This window comes from Exiguobacterium sp. SH1S1 (assembly GCF_004337245.1).
Taxonomy (GTDB): Bacteria; Bacillota; Bacilli; order Exiguobacteriales; family Exiguobacteriaceae; genus Exiguobacterium; species Exiguobacterium aurantiacum_A.
The window spans coordinates 479,077-495,403 of the sequence record NZ_SJUZ01000001.1 but is presented as its reverse complement, the minus strand read 5'-3'; the positions used below and the strand labels follow the sequence as shown (position 1 = coordinate 495,403).

Below are 16,327 nucleotides of genomic sequence, written 5' to 3'. Positions count from 1 at the left end.
AGTGCTTGTGCGAACGCAGTCCATTTCTGTTTTGTTCAAGCCTTCAGATGAGGGTGTGCCATCACCCCTCCTGAGACAGACCGTATAGGTTCTCAGGCTGGTCGACTGTTACCATCGACCACAGGTGCGTATCGGATATTCATCGCACCGACTAGATCTCTGTGTTTTTTGAATCCGCACGGACAGGAATATGTTCGGTCTTTCGCTTTATTTTTTGCTCCACAAGAAGGGCATGTCTGGGAGGTGTAGGCCGGATTGACAGATTCGACCTTGATGCCTTCGAGCTTTGCCTTGTACGTGATGAATAGTGCCAAGCGATAGAACGACCAGGTGTGCAGGTTCTTGTTGTGTTTACGGCTTGTTCTTGCCGTCTGTCGGATGTTCGCCAATCTTTCGAGGCGGATGACAGAAATCTTGTTCTCTTTCGCGAAGTCGACGATCTCACGGCTCACCTTGTGATCTTTGTCTTTCATCCAGCGCTGTTCTTTGTTGTTCAGCTTCTTGATCGCATCCAGTTTCTTCTGTTGACCGAGCTCTTTCCGTTTCGCACGAAACTTGCGCTTCATATACTTGTTCTCACGCCCGTTCCCGAAGAACCGCGCCTTGTCACGATCTGTCGATGCGACGGCGGGGACTTTCAGGCCGAGGTCGACCCCGAGCACGTTGGTGCCCCCCTTCTCCGTCGTGGGGATCGTGACGGCGATCTGGGCGATCCACTTGTTCGACTTCTTGATGATGCGGAGCGTCCCGAGCTTGTTGGCGAGGAGCGTGGCGTTCCGGTTGTCCGGGTCGACCATCTCGGCGCGGATCGCCGTCTTCTTGACCTTTCCGTCGATCATGACCGGGAAGGAGATCGACTCGAAGTCGAACGAGTAGTTTTGGTTGTTCCAGGTGCAGTACGGCTTCTTGAGGACAGGGACGACCTGGAAGCCCTTCTTCTTCGCCTTTTTGAACATGCTCTTCGCATCCTGGATGGCCTGATTCTTGACGGCGCTCGGCAGATCGGAACTCACGTTTTTGCTCGTCAGCTTTAAGTTTTCTCGAGCCTGCACCATGTCCGAGACGAGCTGGTTCGTCGTGCCGATGTAGGTGCGCATCATCCGCTCTAAGATCGATTGTTGCTCTTTTGTCGGATGAAGTTTGATGTTCACCGTCAATGTCTGCGACACGGTGTCACCTCCTTGTCTTTTGTTCCTCGACATAACGCTTGATGGTCTCGCTGGAAACATTTCCGGCCGTCGAGACGAAGAAGGATCTCGTCCAAAGGCTTGTGAGATGTGTGAGATGGGGAAATTCCTCTCGTAGTCGCTTCGACGAGACGCCTTTGATGCGCGCCATGATGTCAGACGGGCTGAGGGATGGCAACGCCGACAAGAATAGATGTGTGTGGTCCCGATCGCACTCGATGGCGATGAGTCGAATGTCGAGCTCTTCGCAGACATCACGGACGATCTCTTTGAATCGTTGCTCGAACGTATCGTCATCAAATAGTTTTCGGCGATACCTCGGGCAGAACACGAAATGATAATGGATCATCGATACGGTGGTTTTGGTTCTTCTGTAGTTGTTCATACGTCCATTGTATCATTAGATTTATTAGAGTGATACATTTTATCGGGATAAGATTCTGCTTGTTGATTTCTGAAATTCCGACTAACGGGACTCCGAAATCAAGCTCACGTTCATCCCACCACTAAAGGAGTGGGCTTTCTCGTTCGCAAATTCTGTAATAAAAATTTCTCGAACAGGGAGGGGTGGCCGGACGCGGTCAGCCCTTTCTTTTTCGTTTGATCAGAACGTACAATGAGGAAAAGGAGGAATGTTTATGAGACGAGATCAACTGTTGGAACGAATGGAACGAATCGGGCGTTTGGTCGCGAAACAAGAAGGGGCGCTGATGCTGCTCGCCCTCGGTTCGATTGGCCTCGAGACCGAGCGGCTCGACGATTACTCCGACCTCGATTTCTTTTTGATCGTCGAAGACGGACGAAAAGCCCGCTTCATCGACAACTTGGACTGGCTCGAGGTTGAACCGATCGCTTACCAGTTCCAAAACACGAAAGACGGCCATAAAGTCATGTATGCGGACGGTATTTATGCCGAGTTCGCCGTCTTCGATTTGCCTGAGATGCCACACATTGCCTACACTCCGGGACGGATCGTCTGGAAACGGGATGAAGCGCTCGAATCGTTTGCGACGCCTAAGCTCGTCACGGACGTCCGAGACGCAGCGTATTGCTACGAAGAGGCGCTGACGAACCTGTACGTCGGTCTGCTCCGTGAACGACGCGGAGAGAAGCTCGCCGGCTTCGAACTCATCCAAGTCGCGGCCGTCAACAACGTGTTGAAAGCACATGGAGAGACGGGCGACCCGTTCAATCCGACGCGCCGGGTCGAGATACGGCACCCGGAGCTCGTCGCCGGGCTCGACGAGTGGCTGCCAGGTTACGGCAAGTCGGTCGAAGCGGCCGCGGCGATGCTGCGCTATATCGAAGCGCGTCACCCGGTCAACGCGACGCTGAAGCGAGAAATCGCACGCTTGCTCGAGGCGTGATTTGCGGGAATGGAGTATGCTACAGTAAAACAAGAGGTGATAAATATGGTGACACTATATGGCTATCCGCCATGCAGTACGTGTAAGAAGGCAGAGAAATGGTTGAAGGAGAACGACGTCGCGTATACATACGTTCATATCGTCGAGGCGACACCGTCAAAAGATGAACTCACGTCGATCTGGCAACAGTCAGGATTACCGCTCAAAAAGTTTTTCAATACGAGCGGGCAAGTGTATCGTAACGAAGGTATTAAAGATAAGCTCCCGAATTTGTCAGAAGACGAACAAATCGAGCTTTTAGTCAGCAATGGTATGCTTTTAAAGCGTCCAATCGTCACTGACGGTCAAAAATCGACGGTCGGTTTTTCAGAAAAGTCATTTACAGACGTTTGGGGCTAAGTGCTATAATACACATGTGAGTCTAATTTATTTGAGGGGGAAGTCAAGATGAGCAAAGTACCTGCAAATCTACGTTATTCAAAAGAACACGAATGGGTTGAAGTGAACGGAAGCGTTGCCCGCATCGGGATCACGGATTTCGCACAAAGCGAACTAGGGGACATCGTGTTTGTGGAACTTCCTGAAGTCGGCGGCACGATTTTGCTCGACGAGCCGTTCGGTTCGGTCGAATCGGTCAAGACGGTGTCCGAACTGTACGCACCGATCTCTGGAAAAATCACGGCGGTGAATGAATCACTCGCGGATTCGCCGGAACTTGTCAACGAAGCACCGTTCGAAGGCGCATGGATGATCGAAGTCGAGTTAAACGATTCAACGGACGTCGACAAACTCATGTCGGCAGAAGAATATGAAACGATGATTCAAGGCTAACAAAAATCCCGGTTTCTCTTTATGAGAAGCCGGGATTTTTTGATTTAGTCGAAGTCGAGGCGGTAATGTTCAGGCTGGATGAGTGATGTCCGGTTGAACAGGCGATAGAAGACAATCCCGAGCGTCACCGGAATGAGGCCGAACAAGACGATGACGAGCATGACGTTCCAGAGCGCGAATCCGCCTGGCATCAAGTGCAGGGCGTTGACAGGTCCAATCAGTCCAGAGACACCGAATCCGGCACTGATCGGTGTTCCTTCGATACGAAGGATACCGGCGAGCGCCCCGAGAATGGCCGCGTTCGCGAGCACAGGGAGCATCATGATCGGACGACGGACGAAGTTCGCCATTTGAATTTTCGGTGAGCCGAGGAAGTGAGCGAGCGACGTCCCGGTCGCGTTCATCTGCCACCCGGCGATAGCGAGACCAAAACCGGCTGCGACGACGCCGAGGTTAGCGGCCCCGGCGGCAACACCGGACAGACTGATCGCCGTCGCGATCCCGACTGTCGAGATCGGGGAGACGATGATGAGCGAGAACGCCATCGCGATCAACATGCCCATCACGATCGGTTGGAGTTCAGTCATCGTCATGATGACGGTGCCGATGTACGTCGTGATCTGTGAGATGTACGTGAGTAAGAACATGCCGATTCCGCCGGCGATGACGATGACCGTCATCGGTAAAACGAGGACGGTGTACGTCTTTAAGCGTGGCGACAGCTGAATGACCATATATGTCGCGAGGGCGGCGGTCACACCGGCCGTGATGACGTCGCCGATTCCCGCCATGAGGAACGCGCCTTCCTCGATACGGATAGCGCCGCTCCCGACCTGGGTCGCAATGCCGATCGTGCCGGCCTCGAGCGCAGAACGTCCGAACTGCATGGCGACGGCTACACCGATGATGACGGGTAAGAGGCGCATCGCGATCGTCGTCGCGTCTAAGATGAACTGTAAAGACGGAAAATACGGTAAGATGGCTTTCGTTAATTCACCGAGCAATGCGCTCGGGATGAGGGCGATTAAAATAGCGAGACTGAGTCCGTTCAATACGTTCATCAAAAATTGTTTGCCTGTCAGTTTCGTTTGTTCCGTCATGAGTCGATTCACCTGTCCTTTTCTACGTATACGCTGTTATGTACGAAAGCGTTAAAGTTAATGACCATACTATGCCTCTTTTCGTGAAGCGTCAACAGGAAATGTTGAACGATTCAGAAAATTCGTGGGGTGAGCACAACTTTTGAACAGATCGGCTCACATTCATATACTTATAAAAGAGGTGAGAACAATGATTACAGACGGATTGTTATATATATACGCCCCGATGTGTGGAACATGCGCTGTGGCCGAGCGGATGCTCGCCGTCGTCGAAGCGGTCGACCCGACACTCGCGATTGACAAGCAGGACGCCAACTTTATCCCGCAAGAGTTAGAAGCGTATCAAGTCATGAGCGTCCCGGCGCTGTTAAAGCTTAAAGACGGCCAAGTCGAAGACCGATTATATGCGTTCCAAAACGTGCAACACGTCCTATCTTTCGTTAAATGAGATAGGATGATTAGAATAATCAGAAAATTTTAAATAATCAGTTGACACAGAAAGTTCACGAATGGTATATTCATTACAACATCTTACTTGAACACAATATAGGACGAGATTCTCCAGCCATCAAGACGTTTTAGAACAGCCGGTGCATCACTTTACGCGACTTTTAGGTGGACCTTCCCTTCGATTGTCCCCCAAAAAAATCAAGCGCAGGGACACCTACCGCGTAACCGCATGGTACGTTCTAAGGCCGAGTGATGGATGGCTTGAATCCCCCATATAAGGATGAACACTCTGATCGGGCAAAAGAGTTTCATCTATGGGTTGTCCTTCCGTGACTCAAGGTGCTACGTTCTGTGTCATCCTCGGATGGCACCTTTTTTTGATTTTTCGCACAAAATAGTTTGACATGAAAATAATGTGTCGCTATTATAAAGCTAATCGAATAAACAACACTCTTATCAAGAGAGGCTGAGGGACTGGCCCTATGACGCCCAGCAACCGCGGAGCAATCCGAAATGGTGCTAATTCCAGCAAGGTGAGAACCTTGGAAGATGAGAGCAATCGTTGTCCGTACCGATAAAGTACGCACGTTTGCTCAAACGTGTGTACTTTTTTTGTTGTCAGGAGGGAAAGGTATTGATTCAATTACGTAATGTGGCCAAATGGTTCGACACGAAGAACGGTCGAGTCCAGGCGGTTGATGATGTGTCGCTCACAATCGAGAGCGGCGAAATTTTTGGAATAATCGGATATTCAGGGGCGGGGAAGTCGACGCTCATCCGTCTGCTCAACCGACTCGAGTCACCGTCAAGCGGTGAAATCGTCGTCGCAGGGAGCGAGCTGACGAAGCTCACTCCGAAAGAACTGCGCGGGGTGCGCAAAAACGTCTCGATGGTATTCCAACACTTCAACTTATTATGGTCGCGCACGGTCGCTGAGAACATCAGCTTCCCGCTCGAACTGATCGGGGTACCGGCCAGTGAACGTAAACGCCGCGTCCAAGAGCTCGTCGATCTCGTCGGTCTCGCCGGACGTGAAGACAGCTATCCGTCGCAACTATCGGGCGGTCAAAAACAGCGAGTCGGGATTGCCCGCGCGCTCGCTACAAATCCAGACGTGCTCCTCTGCGATGAAGCGACGAGCGCACTCGACCCGAAGACGACCGATTCGATTCTCGAACTGCTCGTCAGCATCAATAAGAAACTCGGACTGACGATCGTCCTCATCACCCATGAGATGCACGTCATCCAAAAAATCTGTCATCGCGTCGCCGTCATGGAGGCAGGGAAAGTCGTCGAGACCGGCCAAGTCGCGGACGTGTTCCAACATCCGGAACAGCCGATCACGAAAGAGTTCGTCAAACAGATCGGTGCCGTCGACGACATGTCGCTCACGTTCGAGCATTTGAAAGCACGTTATCCGAGTGGCCAAATCGTCAAACTCAAGTTCTTGAACGAGACGGCCGAACAGCCGATTTTATCGGAAGTGTTGAAACAGCACGACATCGGCTTCAACATCATCGGCGGTAACGTGACGCAGTCGCAAGTCGGCGCGCTCGGAACGCTATTCATCCAATTGATCGGAGAGCCGGCTGAAGTCGAGCGGGCCATCGCCTCAATCCGATCGCAGGCAGTGGAAGTGGAGGTAGAAAGCGATGTTTCCTAATGTAGATTGGCAAGTCATGCTCGAACAGACGTGGGAGACGCTCTATATGACGCTCGTCGCAGGAGCCGCGACATTCGTCATCGGTCTCGCCCTCGGCATGCTCTTATATGTCACGAACGAACCGCTCATGATGAAGAATCGTCCGATTTACACGATCATCAGTGCGGTCGTCAACGTGTTCCGCTCGATCCCGTTCATTATTTTGATCATCTTGCTCATTCCGTTCACGCTCCTTCTCGTCGGAACGATGCTCGGTTCGACGGCGGCGCTCCCGGCGCTCATCATCGGTGCGGCCCCGTTTTATGCACGGATGGTCGAGCTCGCACTCCGCGAAGTCGATCGCGGTGTCATCGAGGCGGCCGAGTCGATGGGCGCGACGAAATGGCAGATCGTCTATAAAGTGTTGTTCCCGGAAGCACTCCCGGCCATCGTGTCAGGCATCACGGTGACGATCGTCGCCATCGTCGGTTACACGGCCATGGCCGGAGTCGTCGGGGGTGGTGGTCTCGGGAACTTGGCGTTCCTCGAAGGGTTCCAACGTTCACAAAGCGACGTCACGTTCGTCGCGACCGTATTGATCTTAGTCATCGTCTTCGTCGTTCAGTTTATCGGCGATCGACTCGTCTCAAAAATCGATAAGCGATCAGCTTAATCAAATACAATCATATGGAGGGTTTTATAATGAAATCATGGAAAACAGTACTCGGATTGACAGCAGCATCAGCACTCACAATTCTCGCGGCATGTGGCGGCGGGGACTCAGAATCAGGCTCGGGCGACGACAAGACGCTCATCATCGGCGCGTCGAACGTACCACACGCCGAGATTTTAGAGCACGTCCAAGACGAATATGAAGAAAAAGGCTACACGCTTGAAATCAAGAAGTTCCAAGACTACGTGCTCCCGAACAAGACGCTCGCAGCTGGCGAACTCGACGCGAACTACTTCCAACACGAGCCGTACCTCGAGTCACAAATGGCTGAGAACAAAGACTATAAATTCGCTTCAGCCGGCGGCGTCCACATCGAGCCGATCGGTGTCTACTCACAAGACTACAAATCACTCGATGAGCTTCCGGACGGCGCTGAAATCATCATGAGCTCGTCGGTCGCTGACCACGGACGAATCTTGACGATGCTTCAAACAGAAGGCTTGCTCACGCTCGCTGACGGCAAGACGACAGACGCGACAGTCGCTGACATCGTCGACAACCCGAAAAACTTGGAGTTCAAGACGGACGTCGAAGCGGCACTTCTCCCGCAAGCGTTCAACAACGGTGAAGGCGATGCCGTCCTCATCAACACGAACTACGCGATTGATGCCGGCCTCAACCCGCTCGAAGACGCAATCGCTCTTGAAGGCGAAGACTCACCGTACGTCAACTTGATCGTCACGCGTGAAGGCGACGAAGACGATGAGCGCGTCAAGGCACTCCTTGAAGTATTGACATCAGAAGAGACACAACAGTGGATCTTGGATGAGTACAAAGGTGCGGTCGTACCGGTTAAATAATGATTGATTTTAGGCTCGGGACATCCCGGGCCTTTTTTGTTTGCAGTGGTTTTGCTTCAATAATAGAAGTAAACTATTTATATGTAGAAAAAGGGGGGATCCGGGTGAGCATACGACACATTCATCCGCTGACGCTTGGCGTCTTGTTCGGTACATTTTTTGCACGGCTGTCGACGTTTTTTGTCATGCCGTTTTTTGCGATTTATCTCGCGACGCTCGGTTTCTCGGCGAGCGTGATCGGGACGGTGTTCGCGACGTCGGCATTATCCGGTCTATTTATGAGCTTTTTTGGGGGGACGCTGTCTGACCGCTACGGGCGCAAACAGCTGATGTTGATAGGTATCGGTTTGAACGCCTTGACGTTCACAGGTTTCGCACTCGCAACGGAGCTCGTTTGGTTTTACATATTTTCGGTATTGATGGGCGTTTCACGTTCATTCCTTGAACCAGCGTCTCGGGCCTTGATCAGCGACACGACGCAACCCGACCAGCGTGTCATCGTCTATAACGTGCGCTACTTCATGATCAACATCGCTGCGGCGATCGGACCGCTGCTTGCGGTCGTCTTGTCACTTACGGGAGCGAAGAGCGCATTCTTCGTCGTGACCGCCGTCTATGTCCTTTACGGCCTCGTTATCTCGACGTTGTTCCGGAAGTATCCGTTTGAAGAAGGGGACGGCGTCAAAGTGCGGCCGCGCCTGACGGAGACGTTCCGCGTGTTAAAAGAAGACAAGACGTTCCGCTTCGTCATCATCGGCATGATCTTCGCCATCATCGGCTACAGTCAATTCAATTCGACGTTGCCGCAGTTCATCGCGTTTCACGACGGATTTAGTGACGGGTCGCGCCTATTCGCTTATCTGTTGACGGTCAACGCGATCACCGTGCTCATCGTGCAGTATCCGATCATGCGGTTCGGTATTCGCGTCTCGCCAATCAAGTCGCTGTTCTTTGGGATCGCGACGCTCTCGATTGGGCTGTTGTTAATCGGCTTCGCTGCCGAGGTGTGGGTACTATTCGTCGCGATGGTCATCTTCACGGTCGGGGAAGTGCTCATGTTCACGATGACGGACGTGTTGACAGACGATTTGGCACCGGAACATTTGCGCGGCACGTATTTCGGGGCGATGGGGTTGACGGCACTCGGTCAATCGATCGGGCCGGTCATCGGCGGACTGCTGCTCGACGGCTTCGACAACGCGTCGCTCCCTGTATTTGGGAGCCTAGCCGTTCTGACCGCGTGTGGCGCCTTCTTCTTCACCGGCGCGCTACGGGAAAAACAAGCGAATTCGGTTCAAGTCGAGGAAAATGTTGGATAATGTCTTGATTTCCCGATATTCTCATTCTCAACATTTATGTTTTATTGAGAATGAAATATAAGGTGAGTCGCTTGAAATAAAAAATTGCCTAGATTAAGATTAGAATATATCTAATCTACGCCAAAAATGGCGAGAAAACGGAAGGGGTATCCGAATGTCTAACGTACCACACATGAAAATTGATGACCTCCGCGTCTCAATCGAAGGAAAAGAGATCGTCAAAGGTCTTAATCTTGAAATTAAAGGTGGCGAAATTCACGCCATCATGGGTCCTAACGGGACTGGTAAATCAACACTCGCATCTGCCCTCATGGGTCATCCATTGTACGAAGTGACAGGAGGGAGCGTCGACTTGAACGGAGAAGACGTCCTCGAGATGGAAGTAAATGAACGTGCGCAAGCAGGCATGTTCCTCGCGATGCAGTATCCAGCTGAAATCAGCGGAGTCACAAACGCCGACTTCTTGCGCTCAGCGATCAACTCGCGCCGCGAAGAAGGCGAAGAAATCTCACTTATGAAATTCATCCGCGAACTTGATTCGAAGATGGGCGTTCTTGAAATCCCTTCAGAAATGGCACACCGCTATTTGAACGAAGGCTTCTCGGGCGGAGAGAAAAAACGTAACGAGATCCTTCAAATGATGATGATCAAACCGAACATCGCGATTCTTGATGAGATCGATTCAGGTCTTGATATCGATGCGCTCAAAGTCGTCGCTAAAGGCGTCAACGAAATGCGCACTGAAGAGTTCGGCTGCTTGATCATCACGCACTATCAGCGTCTCCTCAACTACATCGAGCCAGATTTCGTCCATATCATGATCGACGGTAAAATCGTCATGTCGGGCGGCAAAGAGCTCGCACAACGACTCGAAGCAGAAGGTTACGACTGGGTGAAGCAAGATCTTGGGATGACAGTAGACACAGAAGCGTAAGGGGGCTGTACGATGACCGTACAATTTGAATTAGATGCACAAGCAGTAGCGGCACGTGCAGAGGCGCTCGGTGGACCAGCATGGATGGTCAACCGACGTAAAGAAGCAGCAGAACTTGCGCCGACTCTCGCCTTGCCTAAAGTTGAAAAAATCAAGATTGATAAATGGGATTTCACAAGCGGAGACGTCGAGCTCGCGAAGCTTGACGGGTTGACGCCTGAAATCGAAGCATTGCTCGGAGACCACCGGACAAACGTGCTCGTTGAACGCAACGGTCATGTCGTCTATAACGAACTTACGATGCCAGAAGGCGTCTTGTTCATGGGAATCCAACAAGCGATGGAACAACATCCGGACCTCGTCGAGAAATACTTCATGACAGAAGGCGTTCGGGTTGACGAAGATCGCTTGTCTGCCTTGAACGCAGCGCTCACGAACGGTGGGGCTTTCTTGTACGTCCCGAAAAACATGCAATTGAAAGACCCGCTTCAAGCCATCTTCACGATGGAACAAGCGAACGGGTCGTTGTACCATCACACGATCGTCGTCGCCGATGAAGGAAGTGAAGTGACGTATATCGAAAGTTTCTTGTCGAACACAAATGAGCCGCACACGGTCAACGCCGTGACGGAAGTGTTCGTCGGAGCGAACGCGAAAGTCGTATTCGGTGGAGTCGACCAGCTCGCTGAGTCAGCACTCACGTTCATGAACCGCCGCGGTGTCGTCTACGAGAACGCTCATCTTGATTGGGCACTCGGACATATGAACGACGGCAACTCGCTCGTCGAGACGAAGACGCATCTCGTCGGAGACAACACGTACTCGAACACGAAAGCAGTCACGATCGGTCGTGGCGCACAGAAACAAAACTTCAACATCCGGACCGACCACTTCGGGAAGTCTTCGGAAGGGTTCATCTTGATCCACGGTGTTCAAAAAGACTCGGCAACAGCGATCTTCAGCGGGACATCGATGATTCATCACGGTGCCTCGAAGTCGAACGGTGTCCAAACGGAACGCGTTCTCATGTTATCTGAAAAAGCACGGGGTGACGCCAACCCGATCCTCCTCATCGATGAGGATGACGTTATGGCCGGCCATGCCGCTTCAGTCGGACGCGTCGACGACATTCAGTTGTACTACTTGATGAGCCGCGGTCTGTCACGTAAAGAAGCAGAACGTTTAATCATTCACGGATTCTTGAACCCGGTCGTCGAGCAACTCGCGATCGAGTCGGTCAAAGACCGTCTCCGTGAAGTCATCGAAGGGAAAGTGCGTTAAGATGATTGATGCCTCGATTCGTAAACAGTTCCCGATTTTAGATCAGGAAATCAACGGCCATCCGCTCGTCTATCTCGACAGCGCGGCGAGCTCCCAAAAACCGCTTGCTGTCATCGAGGCGATCGAGGATTACTATCGCCGCATCCATTCGAACGTGCACCGTGGCGTCCATACGCTCGGCACGCACGCGACGGATGCGTATGAAGGGGCGCGGGAGCGTGTCCGTTCATTCATCAACGCCTCAGTACCGGAAGAGATCATCTTCACGCGTGGGACGACGACGGCGATCAACCTTGTCGCTTCAAGTTACGGGGACGCCAACGTCAGCGCGGGAGATGAGATCGTTCTCACACCGATGGAACACCACGCGAACTTGATTCCATGGCAACAGCTCGCCAAACGCACAGGTGCGAAACTCCGTTACGTCGAAATGACACCAGACGGCCGGATCACGCTCGACGCGGTGCGGGAAGTGTTGTCGGACCGGACGAAGATCGTCGCCATGAGCCACGTCTCGAACGTGCTCGGCACGATTAACCCGATCGCGGAAGTGGCGCAACTTGCCCACGAAAAAGGCGCGGTCATGGTCGTCGATGCGGCGCAAAGCGCGCCGCACCGGAAGCTTGACGTCCAAGCGCTCGATTGTGACTTCCTTGCCTTCTCTGGCCATAAGATGCTCGGTCCGACCGGGATCGGTGTCTTATACGGGAAGAAACAGCTGCTTAAAAACATGGAGCCGGTCGAGTTCGGCGGTGAGATGATCGATTACGTCGACTTGTATGAGTCGACGTGGAAAGATATCCCGTACCGCTTTGAAGCGGGAACGCCGATCATCGCCGGTGCGGTCGGTTTGGCTGCCGCCATCGACTTTTTAGAAGACCTTGGTCTCGAGAATGTCGAGGCGCACGAACGGGCGCTCGTGACGTACGCCATCGAACAGATGCGTACGATCGAAGGGATCGAAATCTTCGGTCCTGAGGAGCGCGTCGGGCTCGTCACGTTCAACTTGAACGACGTCCACGCCCACGACCTTGCGACCGTCTTGGATATGCAAGGGGTCGCGGTACGGGCCGGTCATCACTGTGCCCAACCGCTCATGCGCCTCCTGAAGCAATCATCGACTGCCCGAGCGAGCTTCTACTTGTATAACACACGAGATGAAGTCGATCGCTTCATCGAAGGGTTACGTCAAACGAAGGAGTATTTCAATTATGAGTTTTAACAATCTCGACATGTTGTACCGACAAGTCATCATGGATCATTATAAAAACCCAAGAAACCGTGGCGTCATCGAAGATGGCGTGACGATCGACTTGAACAACCCGACGTGCGGGGATTCACTCCGACTCCAACTTCAAGTCGAAGACGGAATCGTGAAAGATGCCAAGTTCGAAGGGGAAGGCTGTTCGATCAGTCTCGCCTCGGCATCGATGATGACCCAAATCGTAAAAGGCAAGTCTGTAGACGAAGCGCTCCAATTGGCGAACATCTTTTCACAGATGGTCCAAGGGAAAGACTACGATACAGACACGTTCGACCTAGGCGACATCGAAGCGTTGTCTGGTGTCTCAAAGTTTCCGGCTCGCATCAAGTGCGCCACGCTCGCGTGGAAAGCGCTTGAAAAGGGAGTCGACGAGGAAGCGTAAGTAGAAGGAGGAGACCGATATGGCGAAAAACATGCCAGACGTTGGCGATTATAAATATGGCTTCCATGATCGAGACATCTCGATTTTCCGTTCAGGCCGCGGCTTGACGAAAGAAATCGTTGAAACGATCTCGAACATGAAAGAAGAACCGGCATGGATGCTCGAGTTCCGTTTAAAATCACTCGAACAGTTCCGCAAGATGCCGATGCCGACATGGGGCGGCGATCTCACGTCACTTGATTTTGATGAGATCACGTACTACGTCAAACCGTCTGAGAAGACGGAACACTCGTGGGATGAGGTTCCTGAAGAAATCAAACGGACGTTTGATAAGCTCGGAATCCCGGAAGCGGAACAAAAATACTTGGCAGGTGTCTCGGCTCAGTACGAGTCAGAGGTCGTCTACCATAGCATGCAAGAAGACTTCGAAGAAAGAGGTGTCATCTTCAAAGATACGGACACTGCTTTGAAAGAAAACGAAGACTTGTTCCGTGAGTATTTCGGGAAATTGATCCCGCCGACGGACAACAAGTTCTCGGCACTCAACTCGGCCGTCTGGTCAGGTGGCTCGTTCATCTATGTACCAAAAGGTGTGAAACTCGAGCAACCGCTCCAAGCCTACTTCCGGATCAACTCGGAAAACATGGGTCAATTCGAGCGGACGCTCATCATCGTCGACGAGGGCGCTTCGGTCCATTACGTCGAAGGATGTACGGCACCGGTCTACACGACGAACTCGCTTCACTCAGCTGTCGTCGAGATCTTCGTCAACAAAGACGCATACTGCCGCTATACGACGATCCAAAACTGGGCGAACAACGTCTATAACTTGGTCACGAAGCGTGCCGTCTGTGAAGCAGGCGCGTCGATGGAGTGGATCGATGGTAACATCGGATCGAAACTCACGATGAAGTACCCGGCCGTCATCTTAAAAGGTGAAGGCTCACGTGGGATGACGCTCTCGATCGCACTCGGCGGTAAAGGGCAGCACCAAGACGCTGGGGCGAAGATGATTCACCTCGCACCGAACACGTCGTCGTCGATCGTCTCGAAGTCGATCTCGAAACAAGGCGGAAAAGTCTCGTATCGCGGAATCGTCCACTTCGGCCGTAAGGCGAAAGGTGCCCGTTCGAACATCGAATGTGACACGCTCATCATGGACAACGAGTCGACGTCGGACACGATCCCGTACAACGAGATCTTGAACGACCAAGTCTCACTCGAGCACGAAGCGAAAGTCTCGAAAGTGTCAGAAGAGCAGCTCTTCTACCTCATGAGCCGTGGTATCTCGGAAGAAGAAGCGACCGAGATGATCGTCATGGGCTTCATCGAGCCGTTCACGAAAGAATTGCCAATGGAATATGCGGTCGAAATGAACCGTCTCATCAAGTTTGAGATGGAAGGTTCGATCGGATAATCCTGAATAGATTGAGGAAGACGGTTGACATGAAATCATGTCGACCGTCTTTTTTATGGGGTTTTAAGATGATTTTCCATATTATCTATGTAAACGGTAAAGAGGGAATAGAGTAGTGAAATATGCTTCAAACAGCAAATGAGCGTAAATAAATCCGAGAGGAGAAGGTCAAATGATGTTCTTGGCGACAGGATATTTCAATGCTGAAAAAATGAATGAAAAGACCGACCTAGAAATCGATCAAATCATGGCGACGTGTGAACCATATTTACAACAGCTTTATGCGAGTGGACAGGTTTTATTCGATTTGGGACTTGAAGCAAGTATGAAAGAAATCAAGCGTCATGCTGATCAGATTAAGATAACGGATGGACCAGTCTCGGAGTCGAAGGAAGTAGTAGGAAGTACTTTTTTGATTGAAGCGGCGGACATAGAGGACGCAGTCAGAATCGCTTCCATCCATCCGACGACCCAAGTGCCCGAAGCGGAATCGTTAGGCTGGAGGATTGAAATTCGGCCGGTTCACTATTATTGGGAAAGAGAGTGAACGGTCTCGTCAAGTTTGAGATGTAACAATTGATTTAATAGTCTACTACCTTGACCAGTGAGCTTAGTTTCGCTGGTTTTTTGTATAATGAAATGAGGAGGCGATGACGTGACAAATCGATTTTCACTAGAGAGCAGAGAACTTGAGACATTCATGGGTCAGATGGTCGTGATTTGTCCACGTTGTGGGGGACGAGCGGACGTTATGGAGAAGGCTAATGAGGTACGCTTGAGCTGTTTTCAGTGCGGTTATCTACAAATGAAGCAGAGCGGTACGAAATACATCGGCGGAGCTTTCGATGTACATTTCAGATTGCCGCTCTATCTGCAAACTGGTTGTTGTGGTCATGTCCTATGGGCTTATAATCAGGAGCACCTCGCGTATATGAGACAGTACGTGGAAGCGAGTGTTCGGACAAGCGACGGCGTGAACCGCAGTATTGAGAGTCGCTTGCCCAAGTGGATGAAGCAAAAGCACAACCGTGAAGATGTGTTGCGGGCAATCAAGCGCTTAGAACTCGCATGTGAGAAAGGATGAACAGCGATGGACCGACAAAAAGAGTTACAAGAAATAGAAGAGCGGCAATTGACATCGGTGATGAACAAGACAAAGTGGGAGGAACTGAGGCGAGCGGTAGCAAATACATTCCTATTTGAACCTCCTTATCAAATCAAATATGTATTAGAGGACACACCTGATCCTGAGTTTTTATCGAAGACGGCTTATGAATCAGGTGATTGGGATGATGGATTTCCTTATCCTACCTCTTCAATCGAATGGATTCGATTGCGACCAAAGGTGTTGGTCTATAAGGGAGCTATCGTCGAACCAGACGTATGTGATATGACCGATGAACTTATATCTATTTTAACGAAAGAACGAATCCCGTTCATACAGGACAATGAAATGATTCAAATTTTTGGCTATGTTCGAGATACGGGAATATTTGAACCGAAACTTGATGCATAGCGTAATTCTGTATTTATTTCGTATATACTGATTGTTTAGTTATTGTCGTGAAACAGCTAAGAGTCGGGTATGCTAAAAGAGAGACTGTTTTTAGGGAGGAATGA

19 protein-coding genes and 1 riboswitch are annotated in these 16,327 nt (G+C 51.3%); of the genes, 16 read left to right on the top strand and 3 right to left on the bottom strand.

The window, feature by feature from the left end:
* Positions 1-92: 92 nt before the first annotated feature.
* Positions 93-1,169 carry an RNA-guided endonuclease InsQ/TnpB family protein gene (locus EVJ23_RS02550; RefSeq protein WP_070328733.1) on the bottom strand — a complete coding sequence of 359 codons (1,077 nt, stop codon included), beginning with the start codon at positions 1,167-1,169 and terminating at the stop codon, positions 93-95.
* Between the two features lie 4 nt (positions 1,170-1,173).
* Positions 1,174-1,572, bottom strand: a complete 399-nt coding sequence (tnpA, locus tag EVJ23_RS02545) for an IS200/IS605 family transposase (RefSeq protein WP_131463942.1) — start codon at positions 1,570-1,572, stop codon at positions 1,174-1,176.
* Between the two features lie 253 nt (positions 1,573-1,825).
* Between tnpA and EVJ23_RS02540 the strand changes: the two genes are divergently transcribed.
* The 3 genes from EVJ23_RS02540 to gcvH are packed head-to-tail and all read left to right on the top strand — an operon-like array spanning position 1,826 to position 3,385.
* Positions 1,826-2,554, top strand: coding sequence for a hypothetical protein (locus EVJ23_RS02540; RefSeq protein WP_236633690.1), 729 nt, complete (start codon positions 1,826-1,828; stop codon positions 2,552-2,554).
* A gap of 45 nt (positions 2,555-2,599) precedes the next feature.
* Positions 2,600-2,953: an arsenate reductase family protein gene (locus EVJ23_RS02535; RefSeq protein WP_131443112.1), complete on the top strand. Its 354-nt coding sequence runs from the start codon at positions 2,600-2,602 to the stop codon at positions 2,951-2,953.
* A gap of 48 nt (positions 2,954-3,001) precedes the next feature.
* Entirely contained in the window at positions 3,002-3,385 is a 384-nt protein-coding gene (gcvH, locus tag EVJ23_RS02530; RefSeq protein ID WP_071397925.1) for a glycine cleavage system protein GcvH, read from the top strand.
* A gap of 44 nt (positions 3,386-3,429) precedes the next feature.
* On the opposite strand, the gene EVJ23_RS02525 is transcribed toward gcvH, so the two are convergent.
* Entirely contained in the window at positions 3,430-4,485 is a 1,056-nt protein-coding gene (locus tag EVJ23_RS02525; protein WP_131463938.1) for a PTS sugar transporter subunit IIC, read from the bottom strand.
* Between the two features lie 190 nt (positions 4,486-4,675).
* On the opposite strand from EVJ23_RS02525, the gene EVJ23_RS02520 reads away from it, so the two are divergent.
* The 13 genes from EVJ23_RS02520 (at position 4,676) to EVJ23_RS02465 (ending at position 16,223) form a co-directional block, all read left to right on the top strand.
* On the top strand, positions 4,676-4,933 hold the full coding sequence (locus EVJ23_RS02520; protein ID WP_131441425.1) for a thioredoxin family protein: 258 nt from the start codon (positions 4,676-4,678) through the stop codon (positions 4,931-4,933).
* A 452-nt stretch (positions 4,934-5,385) separates the two neighbouring features.
* Positions 5,386-5,491: riboswitch (SAM riboswitch) on the top strand.
* Positions 5,492-5,569: 78 nt separating this feature from the next.
* Entirely contained in the window at positions 5,570-6,598 is a 1,029-nt protein-coding gene (locus tag EVJ23_RS02515) for a methionine ABC transporter ATP-binding protein (RefSeq protein WP_071397923.1), read from the top strand.
* Positions 6,588-7,250, top strand: coding sequence for a methionine ABC transporter permease (locus tag EVJ23_RS02510; RefSeq protein WP_071397922.1), 663 nt, complete (start codon positions 6,588-6,590; stop codon positions 7,248-7,250). Before EVJ23_RS02515 ends, EVJ23_RS02510 begins: the two co-directional genes overlap by 11 nt.
* Before the next feature lie 29 nt (positions 7,251-7,279).
* On the top strand, positions 7,280-8,110 hold the full coding sequence (locus EVJ23_RS02505; protein ID WP_070328740.1) for a MetQ/NlpA family ABC transporter substrate-binding protein: 831 nt from the start codon (positions 7,280-7,282) through the stop codon (positions 8,108-8,110).
* Between the two features lie 104 nt (positions 8,111-8,214).
* Positions 8,215-9,429: an MDR family MFS transporter gene (locus EVJ23_RS02500; RefSeq protein WP_131463936.1), complete on the top strand. Its 1,215-nt coding sequence runs from the start codon at positions 8,215-8,217 to the stop codon at positions 9,427-9,429.
* 172 nt (positions 9,430-9,601) lie between these two features.
* Positions 9,602-10,363 carry a Fe-S cluster assembly ATPase SufC gene (sufC, locus tag EVJ23_RS02495; protein WP_131443294.1) on the top strand — a complete coding sequence of 254 codons (762 nt, stop codon included), beginning with the start codon at positions 9,602-9,604 and terminating at the stop codon, positions 10,361-10,363.
* Between the two features lie 12 nt (positions 10,364-10,375).
* Entirely contained in the window at positions 10,376-11,644 is a 1,269-nt protein-coding gene (sufD, locus tag EVJ23_RS02490; protein ID WP_131463934.1) for a Fe-S cluster assembly protein SufD, read from the top strand.
* A 1-nt stretch (position 11,645) separates the two neighbouring features.
* Positions 11,646-12,866 (top strand): cysteine desulfurase, encoded by a 1,221-nt coding sequence (locus EVJ23_RS02485; RefSeq protein WP_071397918.1) that lies wholly within the window; start codon positions 11,646-11,648, stop codon positions 12,864-12,866.
* Positions 12,856-13,290, top strand: coding sequence for a Fe-S cluster assembly sulfur transfer protein SufU (gene sufU / locus EVJ23_RS02480; protein WP_070328745.1), 435 nt, complete (start codon positions 12,856-12,858; stop codon positions 13,288-13,290). Before EVJ23_RS02485 ends, sufU begins: the two co-directional genes overlap by 11 nt.
* Before the next feature lie 19 nt (positions 13,291-13,309).
* Positions 13,310-14,707: a Fe-S cluster assembly protein SufB gene (gene sufB / locus EVJ23_RS02475; RefSeq protein WP_070328746.1), complete on the top strand. Its 1,398-nt coding sequence runs from the start codon at positions 13,310-13,312 to the stop codon at positions 14,705-14,707.
* A gap of 172 nt (positions 14,708-14,879) precedes the next feature.
* Positions 14,880-15,254: a YciI family protein gene (locus EVJ23_RS02470; RefSeq protein ID WP_131463932.1), complete on the top strand. Its 375-nt coding sequence runs from the start codon at positions 14,880-14,882 to the stop codon at positions 15,252-15,254.
* Between the two features lie 384 nt (positions 15,255-15,638).
* Positions 15,639-15,791, top strand: coding sequence for a hypothetical protein (locus tag EVJ23_RS15190; RefSeq protein WP_161566998.1), 153 nt, complete (start codon positions 15,639-15,641; stop codon positions 15,789-15,791).
* 6 nt (positions 15,792-15,797) lie between these two features.
* A complete protein-coding gene (locus tag EVJ23_RS02465) occupies positions 15,798-16,223 on the top strand; it encodes a DUF6678 family protein (RefSeq protein ID WP_131463930.1) in 426 nt (141 codons plus the stop codon).
* The last annotated feature ends 104 nt before the right edge of the window (positions 16,224-16,327 follow it).

Bases quoted from the DNA above. Each gene is read 5' to 3' on its own strand.
- EVJ23_RS02485 (WP_071397918.1), top strand. From the start codon at position 11,646: ATGATTGATGCCTCGATTCGTAAACAGTTCCCGATTTTAGATCAGGAA.
- tnpA (WP_131463942.1), bottom strand. From the start codon at position 1,572: ATGAACAACTACAGAAGAACCAAAACCACCGTATCGATGATCCATTAT.
- EVJ23_RS02505 (WP_070328740.1), top strand. From the start codon at position 7,280: ATGAAATCATGGAAAACAGTACTCGGATTGACAGCAGCATCAGCACTC.
- EVJ23_RS02510 (WP_071397922.1), top strand. From the start codon at position 6,588: ATGTTTCCTAATGTAGATTGGCAAGTCATGCTCGAACAGACGTGGGAG.
- sufB (WP_070328746.1), top strand. From the start codon at position 13,310: ATGGCGAAAAACATGCCAGACGTTGGCGATTATAAATATGGCTTCCAT.
- EVJ23_RS02525 (WP_131463938.1), bottom strand. From the start codon at position 4,485: ATGACGGAACAAACGAAACTGACAGGCAAACAATTTTTGATGAACGTA.
- sufU (WP_070328745.1), top strand. From the start codon at position 12,856: ATGAGTTTTAACAATCTCGACATGTTGTACCGACAAGTCATCATGGAT.
- EVJ23_RS02540 (WP_236633690.1), top strand. From the start codon at position 1,826: ATGAGACGAGATCAACTGTTGGAACGAATGGAACGAATCGGGCGTTTG.
- gcvH (WP_071397925.1), top strand. From the start codon at position 3,002: ATGAGCAAAGTACCTGCAAATCTACGTTATTCAAAAGAACACGAATGG.
- EVJ23_RS02520 (WP_131441425.1), top strand. From the start codon at position 4,676: ATGATTACAGACGGATTGTTATATATATACGCCCCGATGTGTGGAACA.
- EVJ23_RS02535 (WP_131443112.1), top strand. From the start codon at position 2,600: ATGGTGACACTATATGGCTATCCGCCATGCAGTACGTGTAAGAAGGCA.
- EVJ23_RS15190 (WP_161566998.1), top strand. From the start codon at position 15,639: ATGAGACAGTACGTGGAAGCGAGTGTTCGGACAAGCGACGGCGTGAAC.
- EVJ23_RS02470 (WP_131463932.1), top strand. From the start codon at position 14,880: ATGATGTTCTTGGCGACAGGATATTTCAATGCTGAAAAAATGAATGAA.
- sufD (WP_131463934.1), top strand. From the start codon at position 10,376: ATGACCGTACAATTTGAATTAGATGCACAAGCAGTAGCGGCACGTGCA.
- EVJ23_RS02465 (WP_131463930.1), top strand. From the start codon at position 15,798: ATGGACCGACAAAAAGAGTTACAAGAAATAGAAGAGCGGCAATTGACA.
- sufC (WP_131443294.1), top strand. From the start codon at position 9,602: ATGAAAATTGATGACCTCCGCGTCTCAATCGAAGGAAAAGAGATCGTC.